The 14,995-nt window shown below is 72.5% G+C and carries 15 protein-coding genes; 1 reads left to right on the top strand and 14 read right to left on the bottom strand.

Annotated features, from left to right (window positions below; all coding sequences use genetic code 11):
* Positions 1 to 45 precede the first annotated feature (45 nt).
* The 11 genes from ACH414_RS10230 to ACH414_RS10180 form a co-directional block, all read right to left on the bottom strand.
* On the bottom strand, positions 46 to 540 hold the full coding sequence (locus ACH414_RS10230) for an NUDIX hydrolase (RefSeq protein WP_398941448.1): 495 nt from the start codon (positions 538 to 540) through the stop codon (positions 46 to 48).
* Positions 537 to 1,286, bottom strand: coding sequence for a signal peptidase I (gene lepB, locus ACH414_RS10225; protein ID WP_386569951.1), 750 nt, complete (start codon positions 1,284 to 1,286; stop codon positions 537 to 539). The genes ACH414_RS10230 and lepB (ACH414_RS10225) overlap by 4 nt, the downstream gene beginning before the upstream one ends.
* A gap of 65 nt (positions 1,287 to 1,351) precedes the next feature.
* Positions 1,352 to 2,329 (bottom strand): signal peptidase I, encoded by a 978-nt coding sequence (lepB, locus tag ACH414_RS10220; RefSeq protein WP_382548035.1) that lies wholly within the window; start codon positions 2,327 to 2,329, stop codon positions 1,352 to 1,354.
* Entirely contained in the window at positions 2,244 to 3,326 is a 1,083-nt protein-coding gene (gene lepB, locus ACH414_RS10215; protein ID WP_382547980.1) for a signal peptidase I, read from the bottom strand. Before lepB (ACH414_RS10215) ends, lepB (ACH414_RS10220) begins: the two co-directional genes overlap by 86 nt.
* Entirely contained in the window at positions 3,319 to 4,122 is an 804-nt protein-coding gene (gene lepB, locus ACH414_RS10210) for a signal peptidase I (RefSeq protein WP_386569949.1), read from the bottom strand. Before lepB (ACH414_RS10210) ends, lepB (ACH414_RS10215) begins: the two co-directional genes overlap by 8 nt.
* A 39-nt stretch (positions 4,123 to 4,161) precedes the next feature.
* The gene (gene rplS, locus ACH414_RS10205; RefSeq protein ID WP_382547984.1) at positions 4,162 to 4,512 is read right to left on the bottom strand and encodes a 50S ribosomal protein L19; all 351 of its coding nucleotides are present in this window, start codon (positions 4,510 to 4,512) and stop codon (positions 4,162 to 4,164) included.
* 128 nt (positions 4,513 to 4,640) lie between these two features.
* Positions 4,641 to 5,462 carry a tRNA (guanosine(37)-N1)-methyltransferase TrmD gene (gene trmD, locus ACH414_RS10200; RefSeq protein WP_382547986.1) on the bottom strand — a complete coding sequence of 274 codons (822 nt, stop codon included), beginning with the start codon at positions 5,460 to 5,462 and terminating at the stop codon, positions 4,641 to 4,643.
* Positions 5,459 to 6,040 carry a ribosome maturation factor RimM gene (gene rimM, locus ACH414_RS10195; RefSeq protein ID WP_382547988.1) on the bottom strand — a complete coding sequence of 194 codons (582 nt, stop codon included), beginning with the start codon at positions 6,038 to 6,040 and terminating at the stop codon, positions 5,459 to 5,461. The genes trmD and rimM overlap by 4 nt, the downstream gene beginning before the upstream one ends.
* An 89-nt stretch (positions 6,041 to 6,129) precedes the next feature.
* Positions 6,130 to 6,369, bottom strand: a complete 240-nt coding sequence (locus ACH414_RS10190; protein WP_005311361.1) for an RNA-binding protein — start codon at positions 6,367 to 6,369, stop codon at positions 6,130 to 6,132.
* Positions 6,370 to 6,371: 2 nt separating this feature from the next.
* Positions 6,372 to 6,809, bottom strand: coding sequence for a 30S ribosomal protein S16 (rpsP, locus tag ACH414_RS10185; RefSeq protein WP_382547990.1), 438 nt, complete (start codon positions 6,807 to 6,809; stop codon positions 6,372 to 6,374).
* Between the two features lie 154 nt (positions 6,810 to 6,963).
* Positions 6,964 to 7,557, bottom strand: a complete 594-nt coding sequence (locus ACH414_RS10180; RefSeq protein ID WP_329424618.1) for a hypothetical protein — start codon at positions 7,555 to 7,557, stop codon at positions 6,964 to 6,966.
* Positions 7,558 to 7,917: 360 nt separating this feature from the next.
* On the opposite strand from ACH414_RS10180, the gene ACH414_RS10175 reads away from it, so the two are divergent.
* A complete protein-coding gene (locus ACH414_RS10175) occupies positions 7,918 to 8,643 on the top strand; it encodes a methyltransferase domain-containing protein (RefSeq protein WP_382547992.1) in 726 nt (241 codons plus the stop codon).
* A gap of 16 nt (positions 8,644 to 8,659) precedes the next feature.
* On the opposite strand, the gene ftsH is transcribed toward ACH414_RS10175, so the two are convergent.
* From ftsH to ACH414_RS10160, 3 genes are all read right to left on the bottom strand, one after another.
* Complete coding sequence (gene ftsH, locus ACH414_RS10170) at positions 8,660 to 10,576, bottom strand: ATP-dependent zinc metalloprotease FtsH (protein WP_382547994.1); 1,917 nt, start codon at positions 10,574 to 10,576, stop codon at positions 8,660 to 8,662.
* A gap of 131 nt (positions 10,577 to 10,707) precedes the next feature.
* Entirely contained in the window at positions 10,708 to 12,261 is a 1,554-nt protein-coding gene (ffh, locus tag ACH414_RS10165; RefSeq protein WP_382547996.1) for a signal recognition particle protein, read from the bottom strand.
* 231 nt (positions 12,262 to 12,492) lie between these two features.
* A complete protein-coding gene (locus ACH414_RS10160; protein WP_382547998.1) occupies positions 12,493 to 14,967 on the bottom strand; it encodes a [protein-PII] uridylyltransferase in 2,475 nt (824 codons plus the stop codon).
* Positions 14,968 to 14,995: the final 28 nt, after the last annotated feature.

The following is a 14,995-nucleotide window of genomic DNA, read 5'->3' as shown; positions in this document are numbered from 1 at the left end:
CCTTCAGCCGTGCGTCCCCCTATTGTGCGCCAGTCGCACGGGCCCCTAAACGATTTCCGGGGCGAGAACGAGCGGCACGCTGGGAGGTCCTTCGTCGAGCAGCCGCTGCAGCAGCTCGGCCAGTCTGTCGGGGTACACCGTCTCACGGGCCGCCGACAGTTCGGCGGAGGTCCACCACCTCAGGCCCGCGACGCTGCGCTGCTCCAGTTCGGTCAGGCCCGCCGGGGCGGTGGCCGTCTGGGTGGTGCGGGCCAGGTAGTACCACTCGTCCTGGTCCCAGCGGCGCCCGGCGAAGGGGAAGGAGCAGTAGCGCCGCCAGAGCACGGGGCCGAGTTCGACCTCGGTGATCCCGGTCTCCTCGGCGAGCTCCCGCAGCGCGGCCTCCTCCCGGCTCTCCTCGCCCTCCAGGCCCCCGCCGGGGGTGAACCACCAGGTCGTCGTGGGGTCGTCGGGTTCGTGGCCGTGCAGGAGCAGGATGCGGTCCTCGGGGTCGAGCAGGATGACCCGGGCCACCCTTCGGGGCTCCGCCGCTTCCCTCATGCGTGCACCTTGTCCTTGGCGTTGCCGGCCGCGGGCGCCGCCTTCCGGGCGCCCATCCGGGCCAGCGGCCCGTACGCGGCCCCGGCCAGGATCAGTACACACCCGGCGACGATCGCGTAGAAGAGCGGCACGACCGGTCCCGGCTCGGAGATCCCGCCGGGCAGCGCCGCGAAGCTCGCGGGGCGCGCCAGGGCGGCCGGGGCCGGCCAGGCGACGGCGTCGACGCGGCCGGCGACGGCGGAGACGGGCACGGCTCCGTGACCGGCCTCCTGGAGGTGGGCGCGCGAGTCCATCGAGTTGCGCCGCTCGTCGCCGAGCAGGAAGAGCTTCCCGGGCGGGACCGTCGTGGAGAACTTCCAGGCGGAGGCGGGCTGGCCGGCCGGCAGGTACGGTTCCTCGACCGGCTTCCCGTTGATCGTGAGCCGCCCGTCGGCAGCGACGGCGACGGTGTCCCCGCCGACGCCCACGACCCGCTTGACCATGGTCACGTCGCCCCAGAGCGGGTCGGCGAAGACGACGATGTCGCCGCGCCGGACGTCCGTGCCGTCGATGCGCTCGGCGAGCACCTTCGAGCCGACGGCGAGGGTCGGCGTCATCGAGTCGCTGGGCACCGTGTACGGCTGGTAGAGCAGGGCTCCGAGCACGAACCCGCCGAGGAAGAGCACACAGCCGACGGCCACGGCCAGTCCCGACAGCACACTGCCGAGACGGCCGCGGCCGTCCTTGGTTCGCGGTTCGACGCTCATGGGCACCTCAGGGGTCCGCGGACCGTCCGTGCGACGGCCCGGGAGGGCACCCTACCCGCGGGTCGCTACTGGGCGGTATGACGTGCGGCGACCTTCTTGCGGCGCCACAGCACCAGCGGAAGCGCGCCCGCGACACCCGCGGCGCCCGGCGCGACGGCCAGCGCCTGGCTCAGCCCGGGCTGGTCGAAGGTGCCCGGCACCGGCAGCGTCGCCCAGCGGGTGACGGGCCAGGCGATGACGACGGCCCGGCCGACGACCTCGTCGTTGGAGACGGTGCCGCCGCCCGCGAGCTCCTGGTGGTAGCGGGAGTCGAGCGAGTTCTGCCGGTTGTCGCCCATGACCCAGATGCGGCCCTCCGGGACCTTGATCGGGCCGAAGGCGGGCTCGCAGGGCATGGAGCCCGGGTAGAGGTAGGAGGTCTCGTCCAGCTCCTTGCCGTTGACGGTGACCTTGCCGCCCTCCTTGCAGGAGACGGTGTCGCCGCCGACCGCGATGACCCGCTTGATCAGGTCCTTCTCCTCGGCGGACGGCATCAGGCCGATGAAGCTGAGGACCTTCTGCACCACGTTGGGCTCGGGCGTCTTGCCCTCCTCCAGCCAGCCGCCCGGGTCGTGGAAGACGACGACCTCGCCGCGCTCGGGCTCGGAGCCGAACCACGGGGTGAGCTTGTCGACGAGCACCCGGTCACCGCGCTGGAGGGTGTTCATCATCGAGTCCGACGGAATCGAGAACGCCTGCACCAGGAAGGTCTTGATCAGCAGCGCCAGGATCAGCGCGATGCCGATGAGCAGCGGCAGTTCCTTCCAGAAGGAACGGGGCTTCTTCGCGCCCTTGCCGCCGCTGCGGCCGGCCTCGCCGCCGCCACCGGCGCCCTCGGCCACGGTGTCCCCGGACGGGGTGGCGTCCTGGCCCGGGCCCTGGTCGGAGCCCGTGTCACCGTTCTGACGGCCCGTGGAGTCATCCGTCATGGCCGCCGCCGAAGGGGCGGGCCGATCGGGCCTCTTCTCGGGCTCGCCGTGTCCGGATCGTGCGCCGACGGCCAAATCCCCCACATCCACTCCTCAATCCGTGCAATCGCCTGTCCCGGAACAGGGACAGGCCCACCACTCCCATAACGAGCGGGAGTTCCGCAGGGGTCGGGAGCCCGGGCAATCCGTTCAGATTGCGCTGGGACACACTATGCGACACACCCTGTGCTCCGGCCCCGCCCACCGCGCCGACTTCGGGCGTGCCGCCCGCGGAGGTCACGGCGTCGAACGTCGACCGCTCCTCCAGCCGCCGCCAGTGGCCCACGGGCCAGGCGATGACGACGGCCCGGCCCACGACCTGGTCCTCGGAGACGGTGCCGTTGCCCTGCTCGTCGAGGTGGTAGCGCGAGTCGGCGGAGTTCGACCGGTGGTCGCCCATGACGAAGATCCTCCCCGGCGGGACCTTCACCTCGAAGGGAATCTTCGAAGGTTCGTTCCCGGGGTGCAGATACGGTTCGTCCAACGGTACGCCGTTGACGGTGATCCGGCCGTCCGCGCCACAGCACTTGACGGTGTCGCCGCCGACCGCGATCACCCGCTTGATCAGGTCCTGCTCGTCGGCGGAGGGCAGCAGCCCGATGAAGGTCAGGGCCTGCTTCAGCTGCTTGATCCCCACCGGGTCCTCGGTGGCCGGCGCGGTCTCCTGCTGGAGCCAGCCGCCCGGGTCCTTGAAGACGACCACGTCACCGCGGTGCGGCCGGGAGCCGAACCAGGGCGTGAGCTTGTCGACCAGCACCCGGTCGTCGATCCGGATCGTCTGCTCCATCGAGCCGGACGGGATCACGAAGGCCTGGACGAGGAAGGTCTTGAGGACCAGGGCGATCAGCACGGCGACGGTGACGAGGAGCGGGATCTCCTTGATGGCGGAGCGCTGCCGCCGCCGCTTCACCTTGCGGGCCAGCCTGCGCCGCTCGGCCCGCCCCGGCAGCGCCCGGCCGCCGTCCCCCGGCCCGGGACCGGCGTCGGCGACCGGGCCGTGGCGCCCGTCGGGGGCCTTGCCCCGCCTACCCACGGCCGAGTCCGGCGGCGCCCGCGTGGGCGCCCGCGTGCCCGCTCCCGGTCCAGTCGGGCACGCCGGCGAAGGCGTCGGTCCCGGGGACGGTGGACCAGCGGCCGAAGGGCCAGCCGATCCAGTCCGCGCGCCCGATGACCTTGTCGACCGGGACCATGCCGCCGCCGGGCTGCCCGAGGTGGTCGCGGGAGTCGCTGGACTGGCTGCGGTGGTCGCCCATGACCCACAGGGTGCCGGGCGGCACCACGATGTCGAACGGCACCTTGGACGGCTGGTCGCCCAGCATCACGTACCGCTCCTGGACGGGCACGCCGTTGACGCTGATCCGGCCGTCCTTGTCGCAGCAGACCACCCGGTCGCCGCCGGTGCCGACGACCCGCTTCACGAAGTCGGTCTCGTCGGGCTCGGCCAGACCGAGGGCGGCGGCCGCGTCGTGCAGGAGTCCGGTGACGGGGTTGCCCTCGGGCTCCTCCCGGACGAAGGAGCCGGTGCCGTCGAAGACGACGACGTCACCCCGGCGCGGCTCGTCGCCGAAACGGTACGCCAGCTTGTTCACCAGGATCCGGTCGCCGACCTGGACGGTGGGCTCCATCGAGCCGCTCGGGACCAGGAAGGGCTGGAGCACGAAGTGGCTGAACAGGAGCAGGAAGACCACGCAGGCCGCGCCGATCAGTCCGGTACGGCGCCAGGACAGCGCCCCGGAGGGCTCGGGGTCTCCTGAAACGCGCGCGGAGCGCGACCGCTCCTCCTCGTCGGAGGAGCGATCGCGCTCCGTGTGCTGAGCTTCGGTGTCCATCGGGGGCAGAGCCTATCCCGCCACCCTGTGGACCGAGGCTTACTTGTCGCGCTTCTCCTTGATCTTCGCGGCCTTGCCGCGCAGCTCACGGAGGTAGTACAGCTTGGCGCGACGGACGTCACCGCGGGAGACGAGCTCGATCTTCTCGAAGATCGGGCTGTTCACCGGGAAGGTGCGCTCGACGCCGACGGAGAAGGAGACCTTGCGGACGGTGAAGGTCTCGGAGACGCCGGAGCCCTGGCGACGGATGACGACGCCCTTGAACTGCTGGATACGGGAGCGGTTGCCCTCGATGACGCGAACGTGGACGTTCACGGTGTCGCCGGGGCGGAAGGCCGGGACGTCGGAGCGGAGCGAACCGGCGTTGACCTGGTCGAGCAGGGAGGCCATGGAGGTCTCTTTCCTCGCTGATGCCACAGGTCATCAGCGGTACGTTCGAATGAATGGAGATCGTCGTGCGCCCCGGGCGGGCGTCATCCCCCTGTGGCAGGGGCGCGCGCCGGACGTACGACAGCGGCCTATTCTTCCACGCTCTGCGGTCTGCGCCAAAATCGGCCGCCGGGCTCGGGGGCCCAGCCCAGCATGGAGAGGATCTCGCGGTCCTTCTTGTCGAACGCGGCGGGGTCGCAGCGCTCGATCAGGTCCGGCCGGTTGGCCGCGGTGCGCCGGAAGGCCTCGTCGCGCCGCCAGCGCGCGATCTTCCCGTGGTGCCCGCTGAGCAGCACGTCGGGGATGCCGCGGCCGCGCCACTCGGGGGGCTTGGTGTAGACCGGGCCCTCCAGGAGGTTGGCCATGGCGCCCGGGGCGAAGGAGTCGTCGCGGTGCGACTCGGCGTTGCCGAGGACACCGGGGAGGAGACGGGCGACGGCCTCGGTGACGACGAGGACGGCGGCCTCGCCGCCGGCCAGCACGTAGTCGCCGATGGACACCTCGTAGACCGGCATCCGGGTGGCGTACTCGTCGATGACCCGGCGGTCGATGCCCTCGTAGCGGGCGGGCGTGAAGATCAGCCAGGGCCGCTCGGAGAGCTCGACGGCGAGCTCCTGGGTGAAGGGCCGCCCGCTGGGCGTGGGGACGACGAGGACCGGGCCGTGGGCGCCGGCCTCGAAGCCGTCGGCGAGGGTCTGGTCGAGCGCGTCACCCCAGGGGTCGGTCTTCATGACCATGCCGGGGCCGCCGCCGTACGGGGTGTCGTCGACCGTGTTGTGCCGGTCGTACGTCCAGGCGCGCAGGTCGTGGACGTGCACGTCGAGCTGTCCGCGGGCGCGGGCCTTGCCGACCAGCGAGACGTTCAGGGGTTCGAGGTACTCGGGGAAGATCGTGACGACGTCGAGCCTCATGCGCCGTCACCGGACGCGCCGTCCTCGCCCTCGTCCTCGTCCGCGTCGCGGCCGGAGGCGATCTCGGCGCGGTCGTCGATCAGGCCGGGCGGCGGGACGATGACGGCCCGCTGGTTCTCCAGGTCGATCTCGGTGACGATCTCCGAGACGAACGGGATCATCACCTCGGTGCCGTCGGGCCGCTCCACGATGAAGAGGTCCTGGGACGGCAGGTGGGAGATCTCGGAGATCACGCCGATCTCGGTGCCGTCGGCGAGGACCACGTCGAGGTCCACGAGCTGGTGGTCGTAGTACTCGTCCTCCTCCTCGGGGAGCTCCTCGGGGTCGATCTCGGCGATGAGGAGGGTGTTGCGCAGGGCCTCGGCCGCGTTGCGGTCCTTGACGCCCTCGAAGCGCAGCAGGAGGCGGCCGCTGTGCACCCGGCCGGACTCGATGGTGAGCGGCCCGGTGGAGGCCGGGTCGGTGAGCAGGACGGCGCCGGGGCCGAGCCTCAGCTCGGGCTCGTCCGTCCGCACTTCGACGGTGACCTCGCCCTTGATGCCGTGGGCGCGGCCGATCCGCGCGACTACCAGCTGCACTTCTCCACTCTCTCCTGTCTCTCCTGCGGTTACGACAACGGGCCGGGGCGGGCGCTAGGCCCTCCCCGGCCCGTGCCGGTGTTCTCTTCTCAGCGCACCTGGTCCACGTCGACGAGGTCGACGCGGATGCCACGGCCGCCGATGGCGCCCACGACGGTACGCAGCGCACGCGCGGTGCGGCCGTTGCGGCCGATCACCTTGCCGAGGTCGTCGGGATGGACCCGGACCTCGAGCACACGGCCGCGACGCAGGTTGCGCGAGGCGACCTGCACATCGTCGGGGTTGTCGACGATGCCCTTCACGAGGTGCTCGAGAGCCTCCTCGAGCATGCTCAGGCCTCGGTGGTCTCGGTGGACTCGGCCTCGGCCTCGTCCGCCTTGGCCTTCTTGGCCTTCGGGGTGATGGCCTCACCCTTGGCGTCGCCGCCCTCGAGAGCCTTGGCGAACTCGTCGAACGAGGCGCGCTTGGCTTCCTTGGTCGCCGGGGCGAGCAGCGGCTTCTCCGGGGCCGGGAGGCCCTTGTGCTTCTGCCAGTCGCCGGTGAGCTTCAGGATGGCGAGAACCGGCTCGGTCGGCTGGGCGCCGACGGACAGCCAGTACTGCGCACGCTCGGAGTCGACCTCGATACGCGACGGGTTGTACGTCGGGTGGTAGAGGCCGATCTCCTCGATCGCACGACCGTCGCGGCGGGTGCGCGAGTCGGCGACGACGATGCGGTAGTGGGGCTGGCGGATCTTGCCGAGGCGCTTGAGCTTGATCTTGACTGCCACTGGAGTGGTGTCTCCTGGTCTTGACGTGGTTGGGCACTTGAGATGCCACGTGGGGTTGCGGTACTCGGGTGCCCGATGGACGCGTCAGCCGGAGGAGAGAGGGGTCCTATGCGACTGTCGAGTACAGCTAGCCATTGTGCCACACACCGCGAGGTCAGCTCGCGGCGCCCACCGTCTCCGGGATCCGGAAGGGCTTGCCGCAGCCGCCGCAGACGATCGGCGCCTGGGCGAGCACGGACGGCACCACGCGCACGTTGCGCCCGCAGTCGCAGACGGCCTTGACCCGCACGCCGCCGCCCGAGGAGCCGTGCCGGGCGGCAGGTCCGCGGAAGGAGCGCTTGGTGTCGGCGGCGGTCGCGACCGTGTGGGCCTTGAGCGCGCGCTGGAGCCGCTCGATGGTGGGCCGGTAGCGGCGCCTGGCCTCCGCGTTCAGCGTGACCAGGGAGAAGCCGCTGCTGGCGTGCGGCTCCTCGGGATGGTCAAGCCCCAACTCCTCGGCGATCGCGAGGAATCTGCGGTTGTGGTAGCGGCCGGCCCGTGAGGTGTCGCGGACTCCTCTGGCGGCGGCGATGCCGTGGACTGCCTCGTGGAGCAGTCGCTCGAAGGAGAGCTCGGCGCCGCAGGCGGACGACGACTCTCCGATCAGGGACTCGGGCGCGGCAAGGTCCGGCAGCTCGGGGTGGTACCGCTGAATGTCGGCCCACGCCTGTGCCAGCTCTGCGGCGAGAACAGGGGGTGTCGTGCTCACGTCGGGTACAACGAGCCGGATCCCCTCCGGGTTCCATTCCGGGGCATCCCAAATATTTTGCACGTACCCGTCAGTATGGCCCGGTTGTCCGGCAAGCCGGTGCGTACCGGCGTATACGCCCCGGCGTGCGGTGTGAACACGCGCGCCGCTCGGCCGACGGGACGCCGTGGGGCCCGGCGAAGGCCGGTGCAGGGACAGTACCGGGCCCCTGCCCGAACTCGGGCACCGCCCCCTCCCCCTGGCGCGATCATCCCCCCGACCGTCCGGAAGTCGTACGGCGCGAGCACTGGACGCGGGCCGGGAAGCGCAGTTCCCTGACTACGGGGGGTCGTCGTCCAGGTACGGATAGGGGCGCTTTCCATGACACCTACGCTCGTCCCGCACCACCCCGCGCGCGACTGGGCCGAGATCCAGGAACGGATGCTCGTACCGCTCTACGAGGCGGTGTACGACCGGCTCGGCGTGGGCGCCCGATCCTCGGTGCTCGGCCTGGGCTGCGGCTCCGGCCTCGCCCTGCTGATGGCGGCGGCGCGGGGCGCGCGGGTGGCCGGTGTGGACGCCGACCTCGCCCGCCTGGAGCTCGCGAGGGAGCGGCTGCCGGAGGGGACGGTGAGCGCGACGACGGTGCCGGAGGGCGGGCCGTACGACGTGATCACGGCCTTCCACGGAGCGGCCGGCCTCGGCGCCCGCCTCGCCGGACTCACTCCTGTGGCCCAGCGGGGCGCGGCGGTCGTGGTGGCGGGTTGGGGCCCGCCCGAGCGCTGCGCCACGGCCTCGGTCCTGCGGGTCGCGGCGCGCCTGACGGGCTGGAGCCCGGCCGAGCGCGACGGCCTGCAGGAGGCGGTGGCGGCGGCCGGGCTCCAGCCGGCGGGTTCGGGCCGGGTGGCGTGCCCCTTCGGCTACGCGGACCGGGACAGCGCGGTGCGGGGGCTGCTGTCCACGGGCGACTTCGACGCGGCGGTCCGTGCGACGGACCCGCACCAGGTGGAGAAGGAGCTCCTGGAGGCCCTGGAGCCGTACGTCCGCCGCGACGGCACGGTGTGGATGCCGAACGTCTTCCGCTACCTGGTCGCGCGGATGCCGTAGTCGCGGCGGCCGGGCACTATCCCTTCGCCAGGCGCGGGATCCCCGCCGCCCGGTAGGCCTCGTCCTCCTCCAGGGTCTCGTTGGCGAGCAGCGCCTCGGCGAGGGCGTCGAGCTTGTCCCGGTTCTCCCGGAGCTGACGCAGCGCGCTCTCGTAGCACTCGTCGACGATGCGCCGCATCTCGTCGTCGACCGTGTCGAGGGTCGCGGGGGCCGCGGAGAGCCCGTACGCCTGCTGGGCGTCGCCGGGGATGGCGGTGAGGCGGCCGACCCGCTCGCTCATGCCCCAGCGCCCGGCCATGCCGCGGGCGATGTTGGTGACCTGCTCCAGGTCGCTCTCGGCGCCGGTGGTGATGACGCCGAAGACGACCTGCTCGGCCGCCATCCCGCCGAGCGCGCCGATGATCCGGCCGCGCAGGTAGTCCTCGGTGTAGGCGTACTTGTCGGACTCGGGCGTGGAGAGGGTGACGCCGAGGGCGCGGCCGCGGGGCACGATGGTGATCTTGCGGACCGGGTCGGCGCCGGGCTGGAGCATGCCGAGCAGCGCGTGCCCGCTCTCGTGGTACGCGGTTCGGCGGCGCTCCTCCGCGGGCATCACCAGCGGCCGCTCGGCGCCGAGCTGGACCTTCTCCAGGGCGTCGGAGAGGTCCGACTGGGTGACGGCCTTCTGCTGGCGCTTGACGGCGAGCAGCGCGGCCTCGTTGGCGAGGTTGGCGAGCTCGGCGCCGGTCATGCCCGGGGTGGTCTTGGCGACGTGTTCGAGGTCGACGTTCTGCGCGAGCGGGATCTCCCTGGTGTGGATCCGGAGGATGGCCTCGCGCCCGCCGCGGTCCGGCGGGTTGACGTGGACGATCCGGTCGAAGCGCCCCGGACGGGTGAGGGCCGGGTCGAGGACGTCGGCCCGGTTGGTGGCGGCGATGACGATGACGCCCTCCGAGCCGGTGAAGCCGTCCATCTCGGTGAGGATCTGGTTGAGCGTCTGCTCCCGCTCGTCGTGGCCGCCCATGCCGGCGCCCCCGCCGCGGGCCCGGCCGATGGTGTCGATCTCGTCGATGAAGATGATCGCGGGGGCGACCTTGCGGGCCTCGGCGAACAGCTCGCGGACCCGGGAGGCGCCGACGCCCACGATCATCTCGATGAACTCGGAGGCGGAGGCCGAGAAGAAGGGCACCCCGGCCTCGCCCGCGACCGCCCGGGCGAGCAGCGTCTTGCCGGTTCCGGGCGGCCCGGCCAGCAGCACGCCGCGGGGCATCTTGGCGCCCATCGCCCGGTAGGCGTCGGGGTTCTTCAGGAAGTCGACGACGTCGTTCAGCTCGCCCTCGACCTCGTCGATGCCGGCCACGTCGGCGAAGGTGGTGCGCCGCGCGCCCTCCAGCTCGACGGGCTTGGGCGGGGTCTTGCGGCCGAGCATGCCGCCCGCGCCGCCCATCCCCGCGCTCATCCGGCGGGCGATGAAGACCCACAGCACGACGAGCAGCAGCATGGGGGCGAGCGAGATCAGCAGGTTGGCGAGGAAACTGCGCTCCTGGACCACGGGTTCGGCGGTGACGACCACGTTGTTCTTGGTGAGCTGGGCCCACAGGTCGTCGTCGGCGAAGGCGGGGCGCTGGGTGGTGAACTTGGTGTAGTCGCCGTCGCCGTTCGGTACGGGCTGCTTGTTCTTGAGCTGGCCCTGGATGGCGTCGCCCTTGGAGTAGATCTTGGTGACGTTGCCGGCGGCGACCTGCTTGTCGAACTCGGTGTAGGCGATGGTCGGGCCGTCCTTCTCGTTGAAGAAGCCCAGGACCAGGTTGGCGATGAGGTAGACAGCGAGCGCCGTGAGGATGAGGCTGCCCCAGCCGCCGGGCATCCTCTTCTTCGGCGGCGGGGGCGTCGGGGCCCCTTCCGACCGCCAGGGCTGGTCGGGCCGGTCGCGCGGGGGTACGGGGTTGGCCACGTGCTCTCCTCGGGGCGGCAGTGGCCCCAGTATCGAAGAGCGGGACATTCCCGGCATTACGGATGCATCGCGGGAGTGAAAAGGGGCCCGCGGCGGTTTCGTACCGCCGCGGGCCCCTCTCCGACGGGCACTCAGCCCATGAACTTCTTGAACTCGTCGGGCAGCTCGAACTCGCCCGGACCCTGGCCGGCCGCCGGCAGCCCGAACGCGCCGCCCGCCTGAGCCTGCTCGCGGCGCTCGGCCGCGGCCTGCTCCTCGGCCTTCCGCTTCATCGGGTTGCCGCTCTTGCGCTTGCCCTTGGCCTGCTTGACCTGCTTCTTCTGCCGGCCGGGGCCGCCGCCCATGCCCGGGATCCCCGGCATGCCGGGCATGCCGCCGCCCTGGGCCATGCGGGACATCATCTTGCGGGCCTCGAAGAAGCGCTCGACCAGACCCTTGACGGCGCTGACCTCGACACCGGAACCCTTGGCGATACGGGCGCGGCGGGAGCCGTTGATGATCGTCGGGTCCTGGCGCTCGGCCGGGGTCATCGACTTGATGATGGCGCCGACGCGGTCGACCTCGCGCTCGTCGATGTTGGCGATCTGCTCCTTCATCTGCCCCATGCCGGGCAGCATGCCGAGGAGCTTCGAGATGGAGCCCATCTTGCGGACCTGCTCCATCTGCGCCATGAAGTCGTCGAGCGTGAACTCCTGGCCCTTCTTGGACGCCAGCTTGGAGGCCATCTTGGCGGCCTCTTCCTGGCTGAAGGTCTGCTCGGCCTTCTCGATGAGCGACATGATGTCGCCCATGCCGAGGATGCGGGACGCCATGCGGTCCGGGTGGAACGCGTCGAAGTCGTCGAGCTTCTCGCCGTTGGAGGCGAACATGATCTGCTTGCCGGTGACGTGCGCGATGGAGAGCGCGGCACCACCACGGGCGTCGCCGTCGAGCTTGGACAGCACCACGCCGTCGAAGCCGACGCCGTCGCGGAAGGCCTCCGCCGTGTTGACGGCGTCCTGACCGATCATGGCGTCGACGACGAAGAGCACCTCGTCGGGGCTGACGGCGTCACGGATGTCCGCGGCCTGCTGCATCAGCTCCTGGTCGATGCCGAGGCGGCCGGCGGTGTCGACGATGACGACGTCGAACAGCTTGGTGCGCGCGTACTCGACGGAGTCCTTCGCGACCTGGACCGGGTCGCCCACGCCGTTGCCCGGCTGCGGACCGTAGAAGCCGACGCCGGCGCGCTCGGCGACCACGCCGAGCTGGGTGACGGCGTTGGGGCGCTGGAGGTCGCAGGCGACGAGCAGCGGGGTGTGGCCCTGGGCCTTGAGCCAGACACCGAGCTTTCCGGCGAGGGTGGTCTTACCGGCACCCTGGAGACCGGCGAGCATGATCACGGTCGGACCGGACTTGGCGAACCGCAGCCGGCGGGTCTCACCGCCCAGGATGGTGATCAGCTCGTCGTTGACGATCTTGATGACCTGCTGGCCCGGATTGAGCGCCTTCGAGACCTCGGCTCCGAGGGCCCTTTCCTTCACCGCCTTGATGAACGCCCGGACGACCGGCAGCGCGACATCGGCTTCGAGCAGGGCGATACGGATCTCTCGCGCGGTGGCGTCGATGTCCGCCTCGCTGAGGCGCCCCTTGCCGCGGAGGTTCTTGAAGGTCGCTGAAAGGCGGTCGGAGAGGGTATCGAACACGGCGGTCGCGGATCCTCGATGTCGTGAGCGGGCGGGCGGACTGCCCTCCAGAGTATCTGGCCGCTCCCTGCGTGTGGCTTCGCCCGCCACATCCAGGGGGCGAAGCCGCGCGATCCCCGCGTCTGCGGGGACCGGGCGTGGCGGCCGAGAACGCCCCCGAGCTCCTCAGGACCATCACCCGCCGCAGGCGAGCACGTCGTGCTCAGCGGGCCGTGGCCCCGAAGAGCACGCTCACCGCAGCGCCTCCTCCAGCGTCTTCGCCAGACCCGCCGCCTCGTCCGAGCCGAGCAGGGAGCCGTCCGGCCTGGTCACGTACAGGGTGTCGACCGCGTTGGCGCCCAGGGTCGAGACGTGGGCGCTGCGGACGCGGACCTCGGCGCCCTCCAGGGCGCGGCCGATCCGGTGCAGGAGGCCCGGGGCGTCCTGGGCGCGGACCTCAAGGACGGTCGCGAGGCGGGAGTCGGCGGCGGCGACGGTGACCCGGGGCGGCGGGGCCGTGACGCCGCGGCGGCGGGGGTAGGCGGCGTCGCGCTCGGCGAGGCGGGCGGGGATGTCGAGGGAGCCGTCCAGGGCGCGCGCGAGGTCGGCGCGGAGCCGGTGGGCCTCCGGGAGCGAGCCGTACTCGGCGGCGACCCGCCAGTCGAGCACCAGGACGGGTCCGCGGCCCAGCTCGGCCGGCAGGGCGATCGCGCGCAGCTCGGCGGCGCGGACGGTGAGGCGGTGCAGGGCGAGGACCCCGGCCACGGCGGGCAGCACGCCCGGGCGCTCGGGCACGGCGACGAGCAGTTCGACGCCGACGGGCTCGGGCTCCTCGGCGGCGGGCTCGGGATCGTGGGCGCGCAGGGCGAGGACGGGCTCGCCGGTGCGCAGCGCCTCGATGGCGAGCCGCTCCTGTTCGGCGCTGGGCGCGGCGGCCTCCGGGTCGGGCAGCTCCTCCCCCGCGAGCACTCCGGCGACGCGTTTGACGAGATCGGCGACGAGGGAGGCGCGCCAGGACGACCAGGCGGCCGGCCCGGTGGCGAGGGCGTCCGCCTCGGTGAGGGCGTGCAGCAGCTCCAGGGTGCCGAGGGTGCCGACGGCGGAGGCGACGGACTGGACGGTGGCGGGGTCGTCGAGGTCGCGCCGGGTGGCGGTCTCGACGAGCAGCAGGTGGTGGCGGACGACGGTGGCGATGACGCCGGTGTCGGCGCGGTCGAAGCCGATCCGGGCGGCGACGTCGCGGGCGATGGTCTCGCCGGCGACGGAGTGGTCCCCGGGCCAGCCCTTGCCGATGTCGTGGAGGAGGGCGGCGACGAGGAGGAGGTCGGGGCGGTGGACGCGGCGGGTGAGGGAGGCGGCGCGGACGGCGGTCTCGACGAGGTGCCGGTCGACGGTCCAGGTGTGGACGGGGTTGCGCTGGGGGCGGCAGCGCACGCGCTCCCAGTCCGGCAGGAGCCGGGTGACGAGCCCCTCGGCTTCCAGGGCCTCCCAGACGGGCACGGTGGACTCGCCGGCACCGAGCAGGGTGACGAGTTCCTGGCGGGCCTCGGCGGGCCAGGGCACGGGCAGCGGCTTGGCGGAGGCGGCGAGGCGGCGCACGGCGTGCAGGGAGAGCGGGAGGCCGGACTGGGCGGCGGCGGCCGCGGCGCGCAGGGGAAGGGCGGGGTCGCGTTCGGGACGGGCGCTGAGGGCGAGCACGACCTCGCCGTCCATCTCGACGACGCCCTCGGCCAGCGGGGTGCGCTCGGCGGCGGCCTTGCTCCCGGTGACCCGCGCGGTGCCCCCGCGTCCCAGGAGGGTGCGCAGCCGCGGGCGGGCGGCGCGGGCCTTGAGGACCCGGTTGACCTCGCGCCAGGTGACGTCGGAGGCGTACGAGACGGTCCGGGCGGCCTCGTACACCTCGCGCAGCAGGGTGTCGGCGTCGAGGAGGCCGAGTTCGGCGGCGACGGCGTCCTGCTCCTGGAGCGCGAGGCGGTCGGTGGCGCGGCCGGTGGCGAGGTGGAGGGCGTCGCGGGCGTCGAGGAGCCGGCGGCGGGCCCCGTCGAGTCCTTCGCGGGGCGCGTCGGCGAGCCAGGAGGCGGCGACGGCGCGCAGCGCCTGGGCGTCGCGCAGTCCGCCGCGGGCCTCCTTGAGGTCGGGTTCGAGGAGGTACTGCAGCTCGCCGCTGCGTTCGGCGCGCTCCCGGCACAGGGCGTCGAGTTCGGGCAGCCGCCGGGTGGCCTGGTTGCGCCAGTCGGCGAGGACGGTGGTGCGCAGGGCGGTGACGAGGCCGGTGTCGCCGGCGACCGGCCGGGCGTCGAGCAGGCCGAGCTGGACCTTGAGGTCGTCGGCGGCGGTCTTGCGGGCCTCGGCCGGGGTGCGGACGGAGTGGTCGAGGGCGAGGCCGAGGTCCCAGACCGGGTACCAGACGCGGTCGGCGAGCGTGGCGACGGCGCCCGGGTCGGCGCTGCCGTCGTGCAGGAGCAGCAGGTCGAGGTCGCTGCGCGGGGAGAGTTCGCCGCGTCCGTAGCCGCCGACGGCGACGAGCGCCACCCCTCGTGGCGGGCGTCCGGCGGCGGTGAGGCCGGCGTCGAGGAGGCCCGCCAGCCAGGCGTCGGTGAGGCGGGACAGCTCGGCACGGCGCGGCGGCCCGGACCGCGCCTTCTCGGTGAGAAGGCGCAGCCGGGCCGCCGCGTAGCCGCTGGGTCCCGTGTCTTCGTTGTCCGTGTTCACGTCGAGGCTCGTCACCCAGCGGCTCCTTTGCGTCGTTTCCGGG

This window comes from Streptomyces sp. NPDC020422, assembly GCF_044386705.1.
GTDB lineage: Bacteria > Actinomycetota > Actinomycetes > Streptomycetales > Streptomycetaceae > Streptomyces.
This window is presented reverse-complemented; position numbering and strand designations above follow the sequence as displayed.